Below are 20,905 nucleotides of genomic sequence, written 5' to 3'. Positions count from 1 at the left end.
GGTCGATAGTCCATAGTCATCTGCACATCTGAAATCTGCACATCTGCACATCTGGAACCTGCACATCTGAAAAAGCGTTCACGTTCGGCGCACGTGAACACCGTGAACATTCATGAACACTTCATTATCAGTTACTTCCGTTTTTAACTACTGACATGCTACTGTCACCATTTGTATGGGCTGCATGCTTTATATTTGTGTGTAAGGTTAACCTGTACCCGGTTATTCCAGCTATCGCTCTACTCTTCACTGTTTTAATACGCTTCATCTTTATCTAAATGTTTGAAATTATTACTTCCGAACGCCCGGAAATTATCGAAAAAATACGCGCCGAAGTAAGGGGCGTACCTTACCGCCCGGCTAAAAGACTAAAAGCCGCCCCGCAGCCGCCCGACCCCGAAACCTGCCGCCATTTGTTTACCGTGGAAACCGGCAACCGCTGGCTGGAACTTGGCGAACGCCAGCCTGCACCTAAAATGCTTTTCGGTGAGTTTTGGCACCAGAGCGAGCTGTGCATCCTGTTTGCCGATACCAACGTGGGCAAAAGCGTGCTGGCCGTGCAAATTGGCAACAGCATTGCCCGGGGCCGGCCCATCGCGCCCTTTGCTTTGGGTGCCGAACCCGCCCGCGTGCTTTATATCGATTTTGAGCTTTCGGTAACGCAGTTTTACCAGCGCTATACGCATGCCGCCGGCGATTATACCTTTCCGTATGGTTTTTTACGCGCGCAGTTCAATGCCGATAACATGCCCGCGGGCAACAACAGCAGCTACGACGACCATGTGATAGCCGGCATTGAGTGTAAAATTAAGCAGGTAGGGGCCACGGTACTCATTATTGATAACATCAGCTGCCTGCGGGGCGGTACCGAAAACGCCGCGGTAGCGCTTAGCCTCATGAAACACCTCAAAGCGCTTAAGGCGGAGTACAACCTTTCTATCCTGGTGCTGGCCCATACGCCCAAACGCCGCAACCCGGCCGCGCCCATTACAGCCGATGATCTCCACGGCAGCAAGCTGCTGATCAACCTGGCCGATAGCGCCTTTGCCATTGGCACCAGCGCCACCGACCCGCAGCTGCGTTACCTTAAGCAAATAAAACAGCGCAGCACCGCGCAGGTATACGGCGACGATAACGTATGCCTTTGCCGCATTGCCAAGCCCGGCAGCTTTTTACAAATGCAGTTTGAAGGCTACAGCGCCGAACGCCCGCACTTGCGTACCCGCCTGTTAAACCAGCAAATGTTAGCCCCCAAAGTAGCCGAGCTGGCCGCTAAAGGCTATAGCCAACGCCAGATAGGTAAAGAACTGAACGTTGCTTTGGGGTTAGTTAATAAGGTGATGAAAATCCCAAATTCGCTGTAGGTTGCCCCTTATTATAATGTCATAAAGTGGTAGGGTAAGTTATTAATACAACTCGATTAAACGCAAATACACGAACTAGGGTACAGAATGAAAGTGTAAGTAGGGCTTGAGGTATTTTACTATAATTAAATGAGTGAAATCCATAAAAAATTTCCGTTAACTTATAAACTATATTATACTTAAATAATAATAATATGATATATTTGAGTAAACCTATAACCTAAATGAGTATCCATAGCTTAAATCAAGCCTTTTTAGATCAATTCAATATTTCAGGATTTTTCCAATCTGAGAAACGTGGCGGGCAAAAGGTCGTTTATTTCCCAACTATAAATGGCGAGAGCTGCGTGCTAAAACATTTCCCAGGTGGTAAGGATGAAAGGTTTGAACGTGAATTAGAAATTTATGAAAAGTTTAAGCATATCTCGGGAATAACCAAGGTTTTAAAAGTCGAAATTTATGGGAAAGATATTCTTGTTTTTGAGGAATTTATACCCGGTGATACCCTAAGTGATATTTTACTGACCTATAAAGGAGATGCAGCAAAAATTACTGCCCTAATAAAAAATATCATTGGAATACTTGAACCTATATGGAAGGAAAGGTTTGTACACAGAGATTTAAAACCTGAAAATATAATTCTCAAATCAGACGGCACTCCTATTATTATTGATTTCGGTATCGCTCGTGACCTAGATGCCGTTTCAATCACGGGTACTGGTTGGCAACCTAAAAGTTGGCGTTACGCCGCCCCCGAGCAATTTGCAGGCGATAAAGATCAAATATCGTATAGAACTGACTTTTTTAGCATAGGTATACTAGCCTATGCGCTATACTTTCAGCAATTGCCGTTTGGAAATACTGAAGCAGAAGTCGCTACACGATACAAGGGCTTAGATCAATCTTTTTATTCTGATTCAGGTTTTACCTTAAATGGTTTTTGCGAGGCAGTTATGAAGTTTAGTCCTGCTGAGCGTCCCCGTTTAATTGAAGACTTATATAACTTATTATAATTATGAAAGTATTACACATGGTCGGTCATCGCCATAACTGGAACTTGGACACATTTTATAAAAACGAGATAGGTGATGGATTTATCTTTTGTGCATATAGTTTTGATTCGGCAACATTTAACAAACCAGCTCTTAATAAATATGATTTAAAAGACATATTAAGTAAGTCTTTTTTTGATTTGCAATATTTTGGAAAGAAGGAAAGCGGGAACATAGCGAAAGGTAATCTGGGTTCCTATGAGTTTCATCCCGCACATGACCCCAATAATGATCAGCAAACAGAGGTTTATTTCGAAATTGCCATCAGAAAGGGAATCGAATATCAAATCGGAATTGGATTGAAAAATATTATTATCCCCATGTTTTATGAAAATGATGATATTGATAAATTTCTAGGAACGGTTAAGACTATCAATAAGTGGCTAACTAAAAATAAGGTTGATGGTATAAAATATTTTATGACTATTCCTATAACACATCACACTATAATTGATGCAAAAAAGGTAGATAGCATTTTATACTGTTTGACCGATATGGATATAGTTTTTGACGGCTATTATATTCTGTGTGAATCAAAGCCTGATAATATGCAGAAGGTCAGCACTGATTACAAATATCTAAATAATCTTGGGCGTGTTTTCGAGGTGCTAAAAAGGCAAAGATTTATAACGGTATATGCTTACGCAAATTGGGATGCGATTGTTTTTTTAGCGACTACAGATATTGATTATATTAGTATTGCATCTTATGAAAATTTGCGAAATTTTAGTATTAAACGATTTCTAATTACTGAAGATGGCGGCCCGTCAAAAGGATGGTATTATTCAGAGAAGCTTTTGAACTTTGTGAAGGCTCCTCTTTTAGATTTAGTTAGGATACAGGGAGGGATAGAGATTCTTCGTAATGATCGGAATATCTTCTCCGATGACATTCTGCGTCCCAATTATCCCTGGAGTAATCAAAAGCCCGAAGTGCATAAAAATTACATGCTTTCTATCGAACGTACGCTGAAGCAGATTGCAGCTATTAGCGATTTAGCTAAAAGGAAACTACATGTAATTAATCTAATAGATAATGCTATAGCCGCATATGAAGCTTTAGCTAGAAAACGGATTAACTTTACAAACGAGAGCAAAAACTATCATCTAGATACTTGGAGAAATTATTTGTTGACGAAATAGCGTTTGTTTAATTTGTTCATTAAGTAGCATAAACATTTTATCGTCAATAGGTTTTTCTTCTGTTGGTTTAAAATGAATTTTCAATAGACCTTCTGGATTGATTTCTGCAAGCCCGACATTGAGTTCAATAAACTTTTCAATGTTTTTATAAGCAGGTGATATATAATTGCTATCTAATACGACATAGGATTGTGTTGCAAACCATTTGTAGCGGTAAGCCTGATCTAACGCCCTTGCCCAATTCTTCAGCTTAGCTTCTATAGCAATAGTTTTATCACTAATGGATTTGTAACTCTTTTTGATGCGGAAAATGGAATCATGATGGTTAACATAACATTCCAACATCAACATCTCTAAGGACTTTCTAATTTGAGATTCTTTGGCCTTCGTAATAGACTTGAGTAAGTCCATAGAAACATTTTGATCCGTCTCTATAATCTTGTATATCAAAATATCAAAATAACTCCAACTCGTTTCAATTGATTTATGTTTGTTGATTTTTGATATCACTAAGTCTGCTATCCCAAATCCAAGATTAACCTCCTCTAAAATATTTGTTTGGGTTTTTTTAATATTCCAATCGCAAATAATCTTAAAATTGCCTTTTAGGGTTTCTACTAACTGGCGTTCTGTTATAAACATATTATCTTATTAATACGAACGTTGCGTCATCTTTGTTTCGATTAGACACTATCGATATGATTTCTTCTTGGACTGATTTAAGGTTTTTTTTGTTGAAAATTTCGAAAAATTTCATTCTATCCTCTTCTAAAAAACAATAAAATCCGTCTGTGCATAACAATAAATTTTCGTCAGTAATATTAATGGATTTTTGATAGAAGTCATAATTTCCCAAAGTATTCATACCAAGGCATTTAGTCACGACATTAGAAAGGTGTACTTTATCATCTGTAGTTATTTGTTCTATAAAACGCTTACTAATTAAATAAATTCTACTATCACCCATGTAAGAATATGTTGCTTCGTTGGGCGAGCTTTTAAAAAGTACGATTACACAATAAGTAGTAAACGGTTCCTTAACCCGACTATTAATAATATAATTATTACAGTCATACATTAGCTCATCTAACTTTATTTGGGAGCTAAAATATTTCGTATAATTTGCAATAATAAATTCTTTTGCTAGGTCGGTCGCTTTTTTGCTGTTCAATGCGCTGCCCACGCCGTCAAAGATGGCATATAGATTAAACCGTTCATCATCAATTGTAAGAAAATTGTCTTCATTATGCTTTTTATGTAAGCCTTTTATTGATTGGCAAATGTGTACGTAACGATGCGTTGTCATTCTGTGCGGCTATATTGAGATCAGGGTAATAAAGGTCACGAATATACTAATATTTTTAGTAATTGTATTATTATAGCGAATCGGCTAATAATTTCTAATGGTGTCAAATTTGATATTTACAGTGATTTTAAGTGTTAAATCTAAGTATAAATATCTATTTGGAAGATATCTGCTATAATTAATAAGTCCTCACATTTGAGCTGTTTATGCGCCCCCCCTAAACCCGATAGCAGCGATACCGGCCTTCGAGACCAAGGCCTGCAGGCGTATAAGTTCATAGCGGGGCTACCGCATCCGTAAGCAGCACTACAGCACCTTTACTTATTGTTCATTGGTTCACTTGTTCATTAGTTCATTGGTGTGGTAGTTTATTGGTTCACTTGTTCATTGGTTCACCGGTAACTTTACATCTCCATATCCGCACATCTGCACATCCGCCCATCCGCAAATCTGCACATCTGCACATCCGCATCGCTGCACATCCGCAAAAATCCCTATCTTAAGCCCACACAAACCATTATAAATAATAATACGCTATGAAAATTGCTATGCTTGGCTCGGGCTTTATCGCGCGTTTCTATGCCGATTCGCTTATCGGGCACCGCCGTGTTGATACGCTGCACGCCGTGTACAGCCGCAACCTGGATAAGGCCAAACAATTTGCCCATGATTATAAGCTGCCCGTTTACAGCGATGATATGCACGAGGTGGTGAACCACCCCGAGGTGGATGTGGTGGTGATATCGCTCCCTAACGACCTGCACCTTGCCGCTGTAGAGGCCTGCGCCAAAGCCGGTAAGCACGTGCTGTGCACCAAACCGCTGGGCCGTACTGCCGCCGAGGCCAAACAAATGCTGGATATGGTAGAGCAGGCGGGCGTTATGGGCGGCTACCTGGAAGATCTTTGCTACACGCCAAAATTCAATAAAAGCCTTGCCAGCGTAAAGGCGGGCGGCGTAGGCAGGGTGCTGTGGGCCAAAAGCCGCGAGGCGCACCCCGGCCCGCATAGCAACTGGTTTTGGGATAAGGCCCAAAGCGGTGGCGGCTGCATTGTCGACCTCGGCTGCCACTGTATCGAGATTGCCCGCAGCTACATAGGCAAAAATATAAAGCCGGTTGAGGTGATGTGCTGGGCGGCCACGCAGGTGCACCCCATTGATGCCGAAGACAACGCTATAGGCATGGTAAAGTACGCCAACGGCGCCATAGGGCAGTTTGAGGTAAGCTGGTGCTTTCGCGGCGGTATGGACCTGCGCGACGAGGTGATGGGCACCGAGGGCACCATCTGGATAAACAACTTTTTGCGCACGGGGTTTGATATGTTCAGCACCGGCAAGGGCGGCGGCTATGTGGCCGAAAAGGCCGAGAGCGGCCAGGGCTGGCTTTTCCCCGTGGGCGACGAGGTGAACGAGCTGGGCTACAACCACATGTTTACCGACATGTTTGAGGCCATTGAGCAAAACCGCCCGCCCGCCGAAACTTTTTACGACGGCTACGTGGTGAACGCCATAATCGACGCGGCCTACGCCAGTGCCAAAAGCGGCATTTGGGAACCCGTAAAACTCGACGACTGGCGCGGCAGCACCAACACCAAAATAGCCACCGAGTTTGCCAGTTTCGACGACCAATACTACCTTATTAAAGAAGAGATATTGCCCCACGGGGAGCGCAAGCTGATACTGAAGGATAAAACTACGGGAGAGGTAGTGGTGAGGGATTTGTAGGGGAGGTAAAAGTGTAAAGTTGAAAGTGAAAAGTTAGGGGAGGGAAGTAGAAAGTGTAAAGTTGAAAGTGAAAAGTTAGTGGAGGGAAGGTAAAAGTGTAAAGTTGAAAGTGAAAAGTTAGTGGAGGGAAGTTAAACACGCTTTCGACTTTTAACCTTCTACTTTCAACTTAAAAAGGGCGTTCCCCTGCGGGTCGGGCTTTACGCTCATACGCCTGCAGGCCTTAGGCACAGGGCCGGTATCCGCTGCAATCCCTAACGCGTTTGTCTGAACCGGGATTTGCCGGATTATAGGATTGCCTTGAATTGCAACTGTGTCAGCAAAGCAGCTTACGACAAGGCGACAGGGTATCGAACGAGCGTAAAGGCCCGACAAAAAACCGGGCCAAAGGTAAAGGCCCTGTGGGGAGAAGGTTTTTTTTGTCTTGATTTTTGGTTACTTTGTATCAAGACAAAGTAACAGCCCTCCGCGGCAAATGAGCGGACTAACGACAATAGAGCACCGGCCGAACCTATCAGGAGATTGCTTCGTACCTCGCAATGACGGGAGCGACAGAACCCCACAAACAAATAACCAGCGAACCAATAAACCAACCATGAACAGAAGAACCTTCATCCATTATAGCACCCTGTTAGCCGCGGCAGCGGCAACATCATCTGCAATAAGCTGCACCACCGGGCGGGCAAAACCCGCGCACGGCATACAGCTTTACATGGTGAAAGAAGACATGGAGCGCGACCCCATTGGCACGCTTGAAAAACTGGGCGCCATGGGCTACACCCAGATAGAAAGCTATGGCAGCGACAAAGGCATATTTTGGGGAAAGACCAATACCGAATTTAAAAAGATAGCATCGGGCTACGGGCTAAATTTGGTTAGCACCCATTACAACCCCTGCACGCTTGCCGAGTTTGATAAGCTGGCGGCAGATGCCGCGCAGATAGGCATGAAGTACCTGGTATGCCCATGGCTCGGTCCGCAAGAATCGATAGAAACCTTTAAAACCTTCGCGGACGATTTTAACAAGCGCGGCGCCATCTGCAAAAAGCACGGACTAAGGTTTGGCTACCATCCACATGATTATCCTTACAAGCCGGTAGACGGTCAGCTGCCTATCGATGTATTGCTTGCCGGCACGGATCAGGACCTGGTCGACTTCCAGATGGATGTGTACTATACCGTAACCGAGGGTGCCGACCCATACGCCTACATCACCAAACACAAAGGCCGTTTTAAGCTCGCCCACATGCGCGATGTGCTGAAGCAGCGCCTCCCCGCCGGCAGCCAGGAAGAATCCGCCTGCGACCTGGGCGAGGGGATTATCGATTTTAAAAAATTCATTAAGGTTGGGCAGGATAACGGTATGCAGTACTTTTTTGTAGAGCAAAGCCGTTTCTTCCACGAAACGCCGCTGCAAAGCGCGCAAAAGAACGCGGCATATTTGAAGCGGTTGAGCCTCGCCTAAATTTAAAGACTGGGTCATCCTGAGCTTGTCGAAGGATATGTGTGAAGGCATAGTCCGCGAATGTTTCGACAGGCTCACCATGACAGGGATTATAAATATAGGCGCTAACACACCCCTGCCATCCACTCAACCGCACCCCCTCTCAAGAGGGGAATTTAAGTTGCATCAATACAAAAAAAGCCTGTACAGTAACAAACTGTACAGGCTTTCTTTATCCTTTATCCTTTCGCCCTTTATCTACAAAAGGTATATCTTAAAAAAGCGTTTACCGTATTCGCCCCAGCCTTCCATGGCTTTGGTGAGGGTAGTTTTTAGTCCGCTGTAGGTTGTGGCTTTGCCTTTGGCCGGTACCTTTAACTGCGCGTCGGATACGGGCACATCGGTTACTTTGGTGGCAAACCAGGTAACATTCTCGTGCGGCAGTGCCAGGCCAAGTATCATACCCGGCAGCCCGGTGAATGATTCGGGGCCGCCCGATACCGGGATCTCATCGCTGTAAAACGCCACCACGTATATTGAGTCCATTACCAGGGCGTTGGCCCTGCGGCAGGTGTAGCCGGCAATATCGCGGGTTTCGTCAGTTATCTTCCAGGTGATCTTGCGGGCGGTATCCTTCACTAAAAAAGCTTCGTCGAACACTTTTTTTGCGGTAACGCTCAGGTTGGTGTTCAGGTCGGTGTAAACGGTATTTATTTGCTGTGCCAGGGGCATATCGCTAAACCAGCTGTTTGATGGAGGTGCGTCATCGGGCAGGGGCGCGTAAAGCGTACGGTTGCCGCTAAAGCTCAGGGTGCTTTTTAGTACCTTAAACTGGGGGTTGTTCTTTTTGTATTGCTCAAAAGCAGGGGCGTACCAGCTTTCGTTATCCTTGTTAATTACGGCTTTAATAACACCGTACATGTTCACCCGTTTTTCGTACTCAATGGTGCCTGCCGTGGTAAAATGCGCGTTTTGGGCCCATGCCGCGCTGCCGCTGATAAGGCAGGTGAGTAGTAATATTAAATGCTTTTTCATCGCTTTATATTTTTTTGATATTATATCTAACTATTTCTTTGCAGCGCCGCCGCCCATGCCGTTAAAATCCCACACTACCGACAGCATATAATACCTGCGGATGGTGGTGTACCTGTTCTCGGTGATGAGGTTGCTTGATGCGCTGCGGGTAAAGCCCGAGTTTTGGTTCAGCAAATCATTACCCCTTAAAACTAATTTAAGGTTTTCGGCCTTAAAGAACGATTTGGTAATGCTGGCGTTGATAATGGTCTGCTTAAAATCGTTATCGAACGATTGTGTAGCCGCGGTATACTGGTACTGGCCATCGCTGCCTATCTCAATTTTGCCCGGCAGGTAAATGTTCATGTAGTAATCAGCGTTAAAGCCTCGGCCGTTGTTATTTCTGTCGGGCTGTAATGATGCCTGGCCAACAGTGTAGTTAGGGCCGGCGCTTACGTATATCGAGTATTTTTTCTCTTTGTATTTCGACAGGCCTATAGCCGCCCTGTATGTGTTGGAGTTTGTTTTGTTAAGCTCGTTGTTTACCATGCTGTAATAAATGTTACCGCCGGTATTGAACCTTGCATTAATGTTGAGGCCTATAACGCCCAATTTGCGGCTCATATCAATACCCAGGTTGTAGTTAGATTGCTTTTTGCCCGGCAGGTTAACCGATTGTATGGTACTTTTACCCACCGTAGGGTCGGTAACCACGTTGCTCACAATGGGGTTGGTTGTAAAGTTGTAATTACCGTTAAACCAGATGGATTGATCGCTGATAACCTTGTACATATTGTAATAACCATACAAGCCGTTGGTGAACGAGGGCTTAAGGTTAGGGTTACCCAAGGTAATGTTCAGCGGGTCGGTGTTTACACGGATGGGCTGTAACTGATCGAGCGTTGGCTGGGTTTGGTTACCATAGTACCCGATATTTAACGAGCTATAGGATGAGAATTTGTACGAGAAGTTTGCCTGGGGGCTCCAGTTGGTAAAATTACGCCTGCCCGAGTTACCGGTAATTTCGTCCACCTGTTTATAATCTACATTAGCTACACGCGTACCAAAGCGCATGGTGCTTTTGCCTTTTTTATAGCTGAAGTTAACACCGCCCTGGTTTGATGTCTGGTTAAACACGTAGTGGTTGCTTAACGAATCATTCAACAGGTTGTAATTGCCCGGTGAAGATTGATCGAAAGATTTACGGTCGGCATTGCTGTTGTTTAAATTAAAGCCGTAGTTAAACACCACCGATAAATACTTCGAGATCGGTTCGGTATAGGTAAGGTTTGTATTAAATCTTGACGTTTTGGTGTTGTCGGTCTTCTTTTGATCCACCACCTGGCTGCTGTCAAGCTGGCTTTGTTCGTTATAAAGGTCCAGCTGCGATTTTAAAAAGCCGTTTGCCTTGCTTTGCGTCATTCCGGCCGATACGTTCAATGAAATGGTGCGGCCCGGTTTCTTTAATTTTTTAGTATAAAGTGCCGATGCATTGAACAACTGCTGATCTACTTCATTATTTAAAGTACGGTCGTTAGTGTTTATAAGCGAATTGTCTGTCCTGCGGCTGCTTGCTTTGTTTATGCTGTGGGTATCGCTGTTTTTTAGCGTACCATCAACAGATACCTTTAAGGTTGAGGTGGTATCCAGCTTAACCGAATAAGTAGCATCCAGCTTTTGCCTGAACATGGAATTGTTAAAGGTTTCGTCTGTAAGGCTGTTGATCACGTTTGTAGAATCGCCGGGCAGGTTTTGCTGCGATTTGTTGTTGCGCGTGCCATCAACTTCAAGCGAACCTATCTTGTAATTGGTGTTAAGGCTGTATTTATCGTTATTCCATTTATTATCGTAATGCACACCACCGGTATTGGCTACCGGTATACCGCGGCCATCGTATTGGCCGTTGAACGAGTCGAGCCCGCCATCGTTGCCGCCACCCATGAAGTAAATACCCCCATCGTCACTAAACTCCATGCCGCCGCCTGTGCCAAGCTTGTTATTATCATTCCAGCCTAAGCCTGTTTTACCGGTGTTGCCAAAAGTGCCGTAAACCGAGAACTTCTTTTTCCCCTGGAATTTATTATAAAGGCCCTGCCCCTGGTAAAAGCCATCGGTACCAATACCGGCATCAATTTTACCAAAGTAGCCGTTCTTTTTATCCTCTTTTAATTTTATGTTGATGGTTTTCGTCTTCTCGCCATCATCAATACCCGTAAATGTAGCCTGGTCGCTTTTCTTATCGTATAGCTGCACCTTGTCAACCATATCGCCGCGTATATTTTTGGTTACCAGTGTGGGGTCGTCACCAAAAAACTCTTCGCCATCAACCAGTACCTTTTGTACGGTTTGGCCCTGTGCGGTAATTTTGCCATCCTTATCAACCTGTATACCGGGCAGCTGTTTTAACAGGTCTTCTACCTTAGAGTTCGGCTGTATGGTATATGCCTTCGCGTTAAACTCTGTGGTATCGCCTTTGATCTTGATGGCGGCAACAGTACCTTTTATGAGCACCTCGTTAAGCAGCCTCGATTTAAGGTTCATGTTGATGGTGCCGAAATTAAAGGTGGTTTTAGCAGAGTCTAAACTAAAATGCTCTACATAATCGGCATAGCCCGGATAGGTAACCAGCAATATAAATTTGCCTTTGTTTAAACCGGTCATGCTGAACGAGCCGTTGGCCGCGGCGCGTGTAAACTTGCGTAGGGTAGAGTCTTTGGCGTTTAAAATACTGACTGATGTATTTACCAGTTTTACATTGCCGACGCTATCGATAGCTACGCCCTTAACCGAATAGGGATTTTGCGCAAGGGCAGAAAAGGAGCAGAGGAATATAAAAACCAGTGCTGTAATTGTGAACTTCATACTTAGGATTTATGAACAGCCAAGATATAACTAAAAACTTAGTAATAGAAGCGGAACAGTTGTTAAAAAGTGTTAAATATGGCCCTTAGAGTATAACAGTCACACTATTGTTACGGAACCCGGATAATTTTAACGCTGTATATAGGTTTGCCTTTCTGGCTGATAACGCTTGTATATACCCCCGGGATAACGTTCACCTGTAAGGTATTTTGCAAGCCATTAAAGGTTTTGGCGAAGGATAATTTACCCATAGCGTCATAAAGCCTAAGGTCATAATCGTTAGCCTCGCCGCTTAAAATGGTGAGTTGGGTTTTAAACGGATTGGGGTACACAGTAAATTGGCTGGGCTGCAACCAAATGGCGCTGGCCAGGTCAGACCCGGTGCTTGTACCGTCGGCTGTGGTAAGCAGCGCCCGGTAATAATTAACGCCCTTTTTTGGCGACCCGTCAATAAAAGTATAATCTAATACTGCAGCCGAAATATTTGTGGTGCCCAGGGTAAGGTACTGATCTTTGCCCGTAAGCTTTTGCCATGTTATTGTTTTTAAGTTAAGCGTGCTGCCTACCTGCAAGCTCAATTCAATTGTTCTGTCATCTGTTACCCGGGCAAGCAGCGTGCGTATATAGCACCCAACCCCCTGGTTGGTAACATCAATGGTTAAACTTTTTACCCCCTCAAAACCATCGCCCTGCGCGGCCACGGCAAAGTAGTTTGATGATCGCTGCGCTGCGGGGATGATAACAGATGTATCGGTTGCTGTGGTTAATTTTTGCAGCAGGTTATCTTTTATATTATAGATAATATAGCCGGTAGCCCCGGGCTGCGGGCTCCAGTGCAGTAAAGTGCCGTTGGCGCAATTATAGCCAACCTGCAGGTTTATAGGCTTTGATATCGTAAACTCCCTGCTAATGTGGTCCTGGTTGTTTATGCGCATTTTAAGCATGGCTGGCGTAAACAGGTTTGGTGTAGCCCATTGGTAATTATCAGCTTTTAAAGTGACACTATTTGCCAGTGCTTTCCAGGTAGTGCCATGGTCGTAGCTTACGCTTAAGCTACCGGTAGCGTTGCCATACGTACTCTGCCAGCGCAGGTAATTATCCTCACCTGCCAAAAACTCATTGCTGCCTGATGGTTCCGTCCACTCAAATTGGTTTTTTAACTGGGTTTGATACGCCACATAAAATGCCTGCGGCCCGCGGGGCACCCTGCTGCCGTTGATGGTGATGGTATAAACGCCTGCCTGCGGATCTTGTAAGGTTACCTGCTCGGTATTATTCAGCGTATCGCGCTGCCTTTTGGCGGGCGCTAACAGCGAGTCGGCAAGGGGAAAGGCGCTCAGCGACCAAGGCAGCAACTGGGTGCCGCCGGGTGTGGTAACGGTCAGGTCCAGGTTATTTATCAGCGCATAGGGAGCGTTCAACCCGGCGGGCGCATCGTTCCAAACCAACGATACCTTTAGCAGGCTGCAATTTGCCGGGACGGTTATTTGGTAGCTGCTCTGGGCTTTATTTGCAACGCTGCCCGTTTTAAAACGCCCGTCTGTTATGGTCCTTATGGCCTCTAAGCCGTTCAGTTTGCCATAACCTGTTTTATAATCTACAGCAGGCGCACCAATATCGTCGGCGCTGTTTATCAGTACAGCCTTTATTAAGGCCGATGAGGGTAAGGTGCTGTATTGTTTTTTATAAGCCTGTTGCAACAACGCTACCGCGCCGGTTGTTAAAGCCGCCGCGCCCGATGTGCCATCTTCGCCGTCGGCAACCAGTTCGGGCTTCACACGGCCGTCGTAAGCAGGGCCTGCCGAGCTTAATGATTCGGGCACGGAGGTGCGGCCGGTGCCGCCAACTACAACAACATTCTTTGCCTGCTTAAAGGTGCCCGAAAGGTTTGCCATATTAGCGATGCCGTTATACAAACCGGTGGATGGGGTAGTTGTGCCGATATTACCCGAGGAAAATACGTGGACGATCCCGTCATTCGCGTATACCTGCTGGTCGTAAGCTTCGGCTTCGATACCATAAAAATTTTCGATGCCGGTACCGTACGAATGATTTTGAAGGCTGATATTGAAATTTTTAAAAACGGCGGAGGTATCGGGCGAAAGCCTCGAAAAATCTGATGAGGTAAATTTTACGGCAGGCGCCACCCCACGGCCCTTAACAAACGAATTGCCGTTGCCGCCTATCAGTGTGGCCATAATAGTGGCGTGGCCGGAATTGTTTTCGGCAGGGATAACGGATGTAAACGAACGCCCAAGCAGGTCAAGGTCGTCCTCATCATAACGTTCTTCTTTCACGCTTACATTTATGCCGCTGCCATTTATGCCCGCAAAGTTATCCGGTATTGCCGACAAGTTGTTTGCGCCCAGGTCCAGGTCGTCAATAACCAGCTCAGGGTGTGGCCTTCTGTCCAGCCCGGCAAAAACAATGTTGGTTTGTTGTAGCAGGGCCGGCAGTTGTTTCAGCTGTATTTTTATGGTAACCACTTTGCCGTTGGCCGATAGGATAGCGCCGTATTTGCTTACCTGGGTAAGGGCACTGTTGTTTCGGTCTTTCAGCACAAGGTTCACCACCTTAGTAGCATTAGGGTGGCTGGCATTTAAGCGCGCCAGGTTATCGTCGGCCTTCCATATCGCGTTTGCAGGGCTGGCGCTTACCACATTGCCAGAGGGGTTTATAGCGCCGCGCGACGAAACAATGTAATAATTGTATGATACCCTTTTTACCAGGTTAATATTTTTAAAATTTGAAGGCTTTGCAAGTTTGATCAGATAGTATTGCACGCTATCGGGCTGTAATGCACTTGCTGCCGGCGCGGCGTACATTTTGGTTATCGACTGGTCGTTGGTTTTTTTTTGAGCATAAGATATATTGAAGCAGGCAAGAAAAAGAAAAAGGCAGACGATCTTTTTTGTCATATCAGCATACAAAATAAGGGGGAGTTGCTCAAACTCCCCCTCAAAATAAAACTATTTAGTCGATCTTAAGTAATGGCTTAGTATAAATAGTTAAGCGCTATTTTATCGTTGGTGTTAAAAGTGCGGTCGCCGCCGTTAGAGCAGGCCAGCATCCACGAACCGGCATCGGCTGTAGATGGGGTGCCCGGAATAAGCACAGCGCCCACGTTTGAAGCACCTTCGTTTACAGCGCTGCCGCCGCAGCTGTATGCACGGTTAAAGTAATCGGTATGGCGGAAACCAATGCAATGGCCCATTTCGTGCTGTAATACCGATGTTAAGTAGTTAACATCCGGATTAGTACCGTATGCCTGCGCGTTGGTGTTCATCTGGATCTGGCTATAAGGGTTACCCTTTTTAGTTGGGAAGCCCGATGAACCTAAAGTAATGTAGCCACCGCTTGGGCCCTGGTTAAAGCCAACGATCTGGATCTGGCCGCCGCTGCTTACAAACTGGAACTTAAGCGTTAAGTTAAGCGCATTGTAGCGTGCAATAGCATTTTGCGTGGCTGTACCATAAACAGCCGGCAGGTTAGATATCGATACAGTTACGGTGCGTGGCAGGTTTTTTACCAGGTTGGTAGTTCGGTACTGCTCAGTTTCAGCGATACGAACATTGGGGCTGGTGCTTGCCTCGGTAAAGTTCTCCTGTGTTAACAAAATGTCGCCTTCTACCAGGTAACCGTCTTTCACTTTCCTCACCTGGTCGGTACTAAAGCCAAGGTCGGTAATGTTTTTTAATACAGCTGCAGATACGCCGTTTTGAGCAACCGGGGTTGCATCTGTGCTTTTGTTGTCTTTTGTACAGGCAAATAAAACGCTTGCGCCTAAAACCGCGGTAATACCGGTTTTAAATAATAATCTTGTTTTCATGTGTTTGAAAGTTGTTTAGTTTTAGATAAGTTTTAATTATAGATGTAGTTTAGCCGGCCAGCTATTTTTTGTATACGAAAGCTATGTAAACAAGGTTTCATTTCAGTTAACAAAAAAATTACAATTTTCTTACAAAATAAATTTAAAGATGCGGAAAGCCCTAATATTTCTATTTAAGGCAATATCTACCCGGGCTTCGTAGGAAGGGAAGGTCAAATTTAATTATTAGGAAATGTCTGAATGACGGGTAAAAGCGGCTTAGAAATTAAAAGGGCTTTCAAAATCCTTAAAAGCGGGCTGAACCTGGTCTTTGGCCGATAACAGGGCGTCTTTTTCGGCAATGCCCCAGCCAATAGCCAATTCCGGGTCGTTCCAGGCTACGCCAATTTCTGATGCTTTGTTGTAAAGGCCGCCGCTTACTTTATAAATAAAAACGGTATCGTTTACCAAGGTTAAAAAACCGTGTACACAGCCCGGCGGAACCCAAAGCTGTAGTTTGTTTTGGGCCGACAGCTCGTACGCTACATGACGGCCATACGTGGGCGATCCCTTGCGGACGTCAACGGCTACATCTAAAACAGCGCCCTGCACCACCCTTACCAGTTTGCCCTGCGCATGTGGCGGCGCTTGGGCATGCAGGCCCCGCACGGTGTTTTTTTGTGATAAGGACTGATTATCCTGTACAAAATCCGCATGTATCCCCGCTTCTTCAAAAGCCCGTTTGCTGTAGCTTTCAAAAAAGTAGCCCCTGTCGTCAGGAAAAACCCTTGGCTCAACAAGGAATACGCCGGGTATAATGGTTTCGGTAAGCGTCATTTAGTCAACCGTTTTCATTAAGGTATTGAACAGTACAAAACGCTCGTTAAATTGCTGCTGATGTAAATCCTGGAACTTAAATAAATGGGTGCGATAATACTCCTGGAACTGCTCGATAGTATCGGCATTAAATTGTATGCAGTAAGTGATGCCATCGTTAGGCGAATCGATAATGGTGAGCAACCGGTACGAGCTGAAGCAGCCTGTTGCCATAACGGCCGGTATATGCACATTTTTTATCCAGTCGAGCCATTCCTGTTCAACGGTCTCATCTAAAATTACGGTGTCGTTGTAAACTATCATGCGGTAAAAATACAACTTTGATTACACAGATTGGGATTCATTTCACCGGATGATTTTCCACTCTGTCATATCGCCCAAGCGTAGCGAGGAAGAATCTTATACGAGCGATTAAACAACCCGACGACTTTCGTGGTGTATAAGATTTCTCTTCACACCATTCCACAAGCTGGCCCTGTTCATCGAAATGACATTTTTACGAATCGACGGCTGTCAGCTCGCATCGTTCTTGTCGCCCCTTAACAGCCTGAACCTTTTGCGGGCATCGTTCAGCCAAAGGCTGCCTGGGTAATCGGTAATTATTTTCTGATAATAGGTTTTAGCAATGGTGGCGTCGTTCAACTTTGTTTCGTAGATATCGCCCAGCATAAATACGGCATCATCGGCCCAAAGGTCATAGCTGTGGTTTTCGGCAATGTTCTTTAACAGCACTACTGCGTTAGGATAATTTTTTTGCTGTATCATGATACGGGCTTTCGCCATCAGTATATCCGCCTCAAGAGCGTTGCCCGGGTATTTTTTATCAATACTATCCAGTGTAAGCAGGGCCTTTTCGGTCTGCCCGGCAAATATCAGCAGGTCGGCCCTGGCGTATATTTTCAGGGCGTTGCCGCTGCTGTCGGCGTTGAGGTTATCGGTTATCAATAACGACAGGTTAAGCGCATCGTTAGCTATGAGCTGCGTGGTGGCGGCCTTTAATATATCAAGCTGGCGGCGCGCCCAGTTAAAGTCGCCGGTATAATAGGCCATTTTAGCATTCCGCAACATGGCATCCTGTGCTACGGCGGTATTGGGGTTATCTTTTTCTACCTGGCTGTATAACAGGGTGGCATCCCAGGGCTGGTTGTTTAACAGGTAAACATCTGCCAGGTCAAGCTTGCAGGCGGCTACAAGGGCGGGCCTAACGCCGGGTATGGCAATGGCGCTCTCTAACAATGTTTGCGCATCTTTAAGCTTATGCAGCTTAAAAGCCTGCAGGTTGGCCAGCTTTTGCATGGCAAACACGGTGCCCCGGTTGCGGCCTATCTCGTTCAGCAGGTCGTTATAATCTTTTTCGAGCCCCAGCAGGTCGGCCTGTACATACTGGCCCGATGTTACCTTTAAGTTTTTGGTGTTAATAAGCTCTATTTTAGCCGATATATAATTTTGGTCGGCCTTATTGCCCTGGCTTATAATGTATTCGTAGCCACGTATGGCCGCGTCATAAGCTTCGGCAGCAACCAGCGTTCGGCAAAGGTCAAATATATCAGAGCCATCGCTGTTTTGCCGGCGGCTTAATGCCAGCGCCTGGTTAATGGCCATATCATAGTCTTTTTGCTGTATAAACTGCCATATAAGCAGGTTGGTATAAACTACCTGCTGCGGGTCTTTCTGAATGCGCCTTAGCAGGGCGGCTTTCAGCATATCGTAGTCTTCGGGCCCCTCATAAACGGCTGCCAGCGTACCTTCGGCCTGGGTTACAAATACCGGGTTGGTGGGTAAAAAGTTCAGGTACTCCTCAGTAAGCGCGGCCTTATCGCGTTTGTAACGATAAAGAGTTATCAGCTCAAAAGCAAAAGCGGCATCATTATGTAACAGTTTACGCCCCTGCAAAAATATCCTGATGGCATAATCGGCATTGGCGTTCTGGTAAAATTGCGATGCAATGGCCGATATGGCGCCTTGATCGGCAGGCATGTTTTTGATCAGGTTATCATATAGTTCATCTGCTTTAGCGGTGTTGCCCTGCTGCGTGTAAACCGAGCCAAGCGCAATGGTATATTCGTTGTTGCCCGGGTATTTGCGTAACATTTTTTTGGTGATGCTTTCGGCTTCATCAAATTTTTTAAAGTTTACCAGGGAGTTAAAATATTGCTGGTAATAGGCTTCATTATCCTGTTTAAACAGCTTTTGATAAATATCAAGGGCCTTTTGCTCTTCCCCGTTGGCAGCGTATTGCCGCGCCAGCAACAGGTCGTTATTCTGGGCCAAAAGTTTTGTGACGCAAATAAGTGTCAGCAGCAAAAATACATACAGTCGCTTCATTCTTTTTTTATATTTTAGCTTGCCGCGGATATATAATATGTAACGCGATGCACGGGTAAAATTGTAGTGACATAGCTATATAAATAACTTAATTAACTAATTTGACCTCTATTAACAATTAGGATCAATCAGATGCAGGGTCGTTTAAGATCATTTTTATTTATTGCCGTTACGCTGTTTATTTGTGCCTGTAACCGAAACGAGGTAAGGCAAATACCTGTCAGCTCTTTTTTTAAGACACCCCAAAGAACTTACTTTAAAATATCGCCCGACGGCAAATATATATCCTATTTAAAGCCTTATAAAGATAAACAAAATATATACATCCAATCGCTGGCAACGGGGGCCGAACAACGGGCCACAGGCTTTACCGACTATTCGGTACGCGATTATACCTGGACCTTTAACAACCAGATAGTATTTACACAGGATATAATAGCGGTAGATGAGTTTAAGTTGTATACACTTGATATTGCCACGCTGAAAGTAAAAAAGCTGCTTAACCTGGAAAAGGCGCGTATACGTATACTTAACCGTAACCGCCAGCAGCCCGATGTTATTACCGTTGCCATGAACAAGCGCGACCCCGTCAACTTTGATGTGTACCGCCTGAACGTAAAAACCGGCGAATTAAAGCCTTATCTGTTAAACCCGGGCAATATTACCAAATGGTACCCCGACGCAAACGGCAGCATCAGGCTGGTAAAGGTATCTGACGGGGTTAACGAAAGCATACTTTACCGCGTTAACGATAAAAAACCATTTAAGCCCATCATTAAAAACAATTTTAACGATAGGGTAGAGCCCATTGCCTTTACCGGGGGCAAGAATAACTTTTACGCCTTATCAAACGTTAACCGTGATAAAACCGCGCTGATAGAAATAAGCGCTGAAACCGGTAAGGAACAAAAAGTGGTTTATGCCAGCGATAAAGCCGATATACTGGATGTAAATTACTCGAGGGTAAAACGCCGCTTAGAACTTGTTAACTGGGAAGAGGCTAAACCGCAGAAGCACTTTTTAGATGCCGATATCGAGAAGGTGTATAGCACTTTGGCCGGGAAGATAAGGGGTACCCAGATTGATATTGTTGACCGCGACAGCGCCGAAAATAAATTTGTAATAGTAAGCTCGGACGATAAGAACCCCGGCTCGTACTACCTTTACGAACGCAGCAGCGATAAGCTGAGAAGGCTTGCCGATATAAACGCTGATATAAAGCCCGAAGAACTTTGCGATATGCAGCCGGTATCGTTCAAAGCCGGCGATGGCATGATCATAAACGGTTATTTAACTATCCCAAAAGGAAAAGAAAGAAGAAACCTGCCGGTAGTGGTTATGCCGCACGACGGAATTTGGGGACGGGATTCGTGGGGATATGACTCAGAGGTACAGTTTCTGGCCAACCGTGGCTACGCGGTGTTCCAGGTAAATTTCCGCGGTTCGGCCGGGTATGGTAAAGCGTTTCGCACCGCCGGGTTTAAACAGGTTGGCGGTAAAATACAGCAGGATATTACCGATGGTGTAAAATGGCTTATAGCCAATAAAATAGCCAATCCTAAAAAGATAGCCATCTTTGGTGGTAGTTTTGGTGGTTTCTCGGCCTTGTATGGGGTTTCGTTCCATCCCGAGTTGTATAACTGCGCCATTATTAAATACGGGCTCATCAATTTTTTTACTTACTTAAAGGATGCCCCGCCATTTTTTAAGCCTTACCTGAAAATGACCTATGAAATGGTTGGCAACCCCGAAACAGATGCCGATCAGCTAAGGGCTATATCCCCGGTTTTTCATACCGATAAAATAAAAAGCCCGCTGCTGATATTCCAGGGAGCTAAAGACCCCCGAGCAAATATCAGCGAGCTTAACCAGTTTGTGCGCGAACTTAAAAAGCGCAATGTACCGGTAACCTACAGGTTAAAAGAGAATGAGCGCGCCTACTTCAAAAGCGAGCATAACCGTATGGAAATGTACGCCGAGATAGAATCGTTCCTGAACACCAATATGCAGGTTAAACCCTAACCTGG

General features: G+C 45.1%; 15 protein-coding genes. 6 read left to right on the top strand and 9 right to left on the bottom strand.

Going from position 1 to position 20,905, the window contains the following annotated elements; genetic code table 11:
• Window positions 1–278 precede the first annotated feature (278 nt).
• The 3 genes from HDC91_RS19685 to HDC91_RS19675 all read left to right on the top strand — a co-directional run bounded on the left by HDC91_RS19685 (window position 279) and on the right by HDC91_RS19675 (window position 3,558).
• A complete protein-coding gene (locus tag HDC91_RS19685) occupies window positions 279–1,364 on the top strand; it encodes an AAA family ATPase (RefSeq protein ID WP_183555138.1) in 1,086 nt (361 codons plus the stop codon).
• A 224-nt stretch (window positions 1,365–1,588) separates the two neighbouring features.
• Window positions 1,589–2,377, top strand: coding sequence for a protein kinase (locus HDC91_RS19680; RefSeq protein WP_183555136.1), 789 nt, complete (start codon window positions 1,589–1,591; stop codon window positions 2,375–2,377).
• Between the two features lie 2 nt (window positions 2,378–2,379).
• Window positions 2,380–3,558: a hypothetical protein gene (locus tag HDC91_RS19675; protein WP_183555134.1), complete on the top strand. Its 1,179-nt coding sequence runs from the start codon at window positions 2,380–2,382 to the stop codon at window positions 3,556–3,558.
• Here the strand turns inward: HDC91_RS19675 and HDC91_RS19670 are convergent.
• Together HDC91_RS19670 and HDC91_RS19665 are read right to left on the bottom strand one after the other, a co-directional pair.
• Entirely contained in the window at window positions 3,523–4,200 is a 678-nt protein-coding gene (locus tag HDC91_RS19670) for a hypothetical protein (RefSeq protein ID WP_183555132.1), read from the bottom strand. The genes HDC91_RS19675 and HDC91_RS19670 overlap by 36 nt on opposite strands.
• A 1-nt stretch (window position 4,201) precedes the next feature.
• On the bottom strand, window positions 4,202–4,864 hold the full coding sequence (locus HDC91_RS19665; protein ID WP_183555130.1) for a PP2C family serine/threonine-protein phosphatase: 663 nt from the start codon (window positions 4,862–4,864) through the stop codon (window positions 4,202–4,204).
• Between the two features lie 536 nt (window positions 4,865–5,400).
• On the opposite strand from HDC91_RS19665, the gene HDC91_RS19660 reads away from it, so the two are divergent.
• On the top strand, window positions 5,401–6,588 hold the full coding sequence (locus HDC91_RS19660) for a Gfo/Idh/MocA family protein (RefSeq protein ID WP_183555128.1): 1,188 nt from the start codon (window positions 5,401–5,403) through the stop codon (window positions 6,586–6,588).
• A 595-nt stretch (window positions 6,589–7,183) separates the two neighbouring features.
• Entirely contained in the window at window positions 7,184–8,053 is an 870-nt protein-coding gene (locus tag HDC91_RS19655; RefSeq protein WP_183555126.1) for a sugar phosphate isomerase/epimerase, read from the top strand.
• A gap of 237 nt (window positions 8,054–8,290) precedes the next feature.
• Here HDC91_RS19655 and HDC91_RS19650 read toward each other — a convergent pair whose 3' ends face one another.
• From HDC91_RS19650 to HDC91_RS19620, 7 genes are all read right to left on the bottom strand, one after another.
• Window positions 8,291–9,067, bottom strand: a complete 777-nt coding sequence (locus tag HDC91_RS19650; RefSeq protein WP_183555124.1) for a GLPGLI family protein — start codon at window positions 9,065–9,067, stop codon at window positions 8,291–8,293.
• Window positions 9,068–9,097: 30 nt separating this feature from the next.
• Window positions 9,098–11,908, bottom strand: a complete 2,811-nt coding sequence (locus HDC91_RS19645) for a TonB-dependent receptor (protein WP_183555122.1) — start codon at window positions 11,906–11,908, stop codon at window positions 9,098–9,100.
• 110 nt (window positions 11,909–12,018) lie between these two features.
• Window positions 12,019–14,826, bottom strand: coding sequence for a S8 family peptidase (locus HDC91_RS19640; RefSeq protein WP_183555120.1), 2,808 nt, complete (start codon window positions 14,824–14,826; stop codon window positions 12,019–12,021).
• Window positions 14,827–14,903: 77 nt separating this feature from the next.
• The gene (locus HDC91_RS19635; RefSeq protein WP_183555118.1) at window positions 14,904–15,737 is read right to left on the bottom strand and encodes a M57 family metalloprotease; all 834 of its coding nucleotides are present in this window, start codon (window positions 15,735–15,737) and stop codon (window positions 14,904–14,906) included.
• A gap of 258 nt (window positions 15,738–15,995) precedes the next feature.
• Window positions 15,996–16,553, bottom strand: a complete 558-nt coding sequence (gene rfbC / locus HDC91_RS19630) for a dTDP-4-dehydrorhamnose 3,5-epimerase (RefSeq protein WP_183555116.1) — start codon at window positions 16,551–16,553, stop codon at window positions 15,996–15,998.
• Window positions 16,554–16,856, bottom strand: a complete 303-nt coding sequence (locus tag HDC91_RS19625) for a DUF4286 family protein (protein ID WP_162430838.1) — start codon at window positions 16,854–16,856, stop codon at window positions 16,554–16,556. It lies immediately after the preceding gene.
• Window positions 16,857–17,066: 210 nt separating this feature from the next.
• Entirely contained in the window at window positions 17,067–18,878 is a 1,812-nt protein-coding gene (locus HDC91_RS19620; RefSeq protein WP_183555114.1) for a tetratricopeptide repeat protein, read from the bottom strand.
• Between the two features lie 132 nt (window positions 18,879–19,010).
• Here HDC91_RS19620 and HDC91_RS19615 point away from each other — a divergent pair, with 132 nt between their 5' ends.
• A complete protein-coding gene (locus HDC91_RS19615; RefSeq protein WP_183555112.1) occupies window positions 19,011–20,900 on the top strand; it encodes a prolyl oligopeptidase family serine peptidase in 1,890 nt (629 codons plus the stop codon).
• The last annotated feature ends 5 nt before the right edge of the window (window positions 20,901–20,905 follow it).

The sequence above is a fragment of the Mucilaginibacter sp. AK015 genome, assembly GCF_014200785.1.
Classification (GTDB): Bacteria; Bacteroidota; Bacteroidia; order Sphingobacteriales; family Sphingobacteriaceae; genus Mucilaginibacter.
Note: the sequence above shows the minus strand (reverse complement) of the source record. Positions and strands in the feature narration are given on the sequence as shown.

Coding starts and splice junctions, on each gene's coding strand:
- HDC91_RS19615 (WP_183555112.1), top strand. CDS start 19,011: ATGCAGGGTCGTTTAAGATCATTTTTATTTATTGCCGTTACGCTGTTT.
- HDC91_RS19620 (WP_183555114.1), bottom strand. CDS start 18,878: ATGAAGCGACTGTATGTATTTTTGCTGCTGACACTTATTTGCGTCACA.
- HDC91_RS19650 (WP_183555124.1), bottom strand. CDS start 9,067: ATGAAAAAGCATTTAATATTACTACTCACCTGCCTTATCAGCGGCAGC.
- HDC91_RS19665 (WP_183555130.1), bottom strand. CDS start 4,864: ATGACAACGCATCGTTACGTACACATTTGCCAATCAATAAAAGGCTTA.
- rfbC (WP_183555116.1), bottom strand. CDS start 16,553: ATGACGCTTACCGAAACCATTATACCCGGCGTATTCCTTGTTGAGCCA.
- HDC91_RS19660 (WP_183555128.1), top strand. CDS start 5,401: ATGAAAATTGCTATGCTTGGCTCGGGCTTTATCGCGCGTTTCTATGCC.
- HDC91_RS19625 (WP_162430838.1), bottom strand. CDS start 16,856: ATGATAGTTTACAACGACACCGTAATTTTAGATGAGACCGTTGAACAG.
- HDC91_RS19680 (WP_183555136.1), top strand. CDS start 1,589: ATGAGTATCCATAGCTTAAATCAAGCCTTTTTAGATCAATTCAATATT.
- HDC91_RS19640 (WP_183555120.1), bottom strand. CDS start 14,826: ATGACAAAAAAGATCGTCTGCCTTTTTCTTTTTCTTGCCTGCTTCAAT.
- HDC91_RS19670 (WP_183555132.1), bottom strand. CDS start 4,200: ATGTTTATAACAGAACGCCAGTTAGTAGAAACCCTAAAAGGCAATTTT.
- HDC91_RS19645 (WP_183555122.1), bottom strand. CDS start 11,908: ATGAAGTTCACAATTACAGCACTGGTTTTTATATTCCTCTGCTCCTTT.
- HDC91_RS19685 (WP_183555138.1), top strand. CDS start 279: ATGTTTGAAATTATTACTTCCGAACGCCCGGAAATTATCGAAAAAATA.
- HDC91_RS19635 (WP_183555118.1), bottom strand. CDS start 15,737: ATGAAAACAAGATTATTATTTAAAACCGGTATTACCGCGGTTTTAGGC.
- HDC91_RS19675 (WP_183555134.1), top strand. CDS start 2,380: ATGAAAGTATTACACATGGTCGGTCATCGCCATAACTGGAACTTGGAC.
- HDC91_RS19655 (WP_183555126.1), top strand. CDS start 7,184: ATGAACAGAAGAACCTTCATCCATTATAGCACCCTGTTAGCCGCGGCA.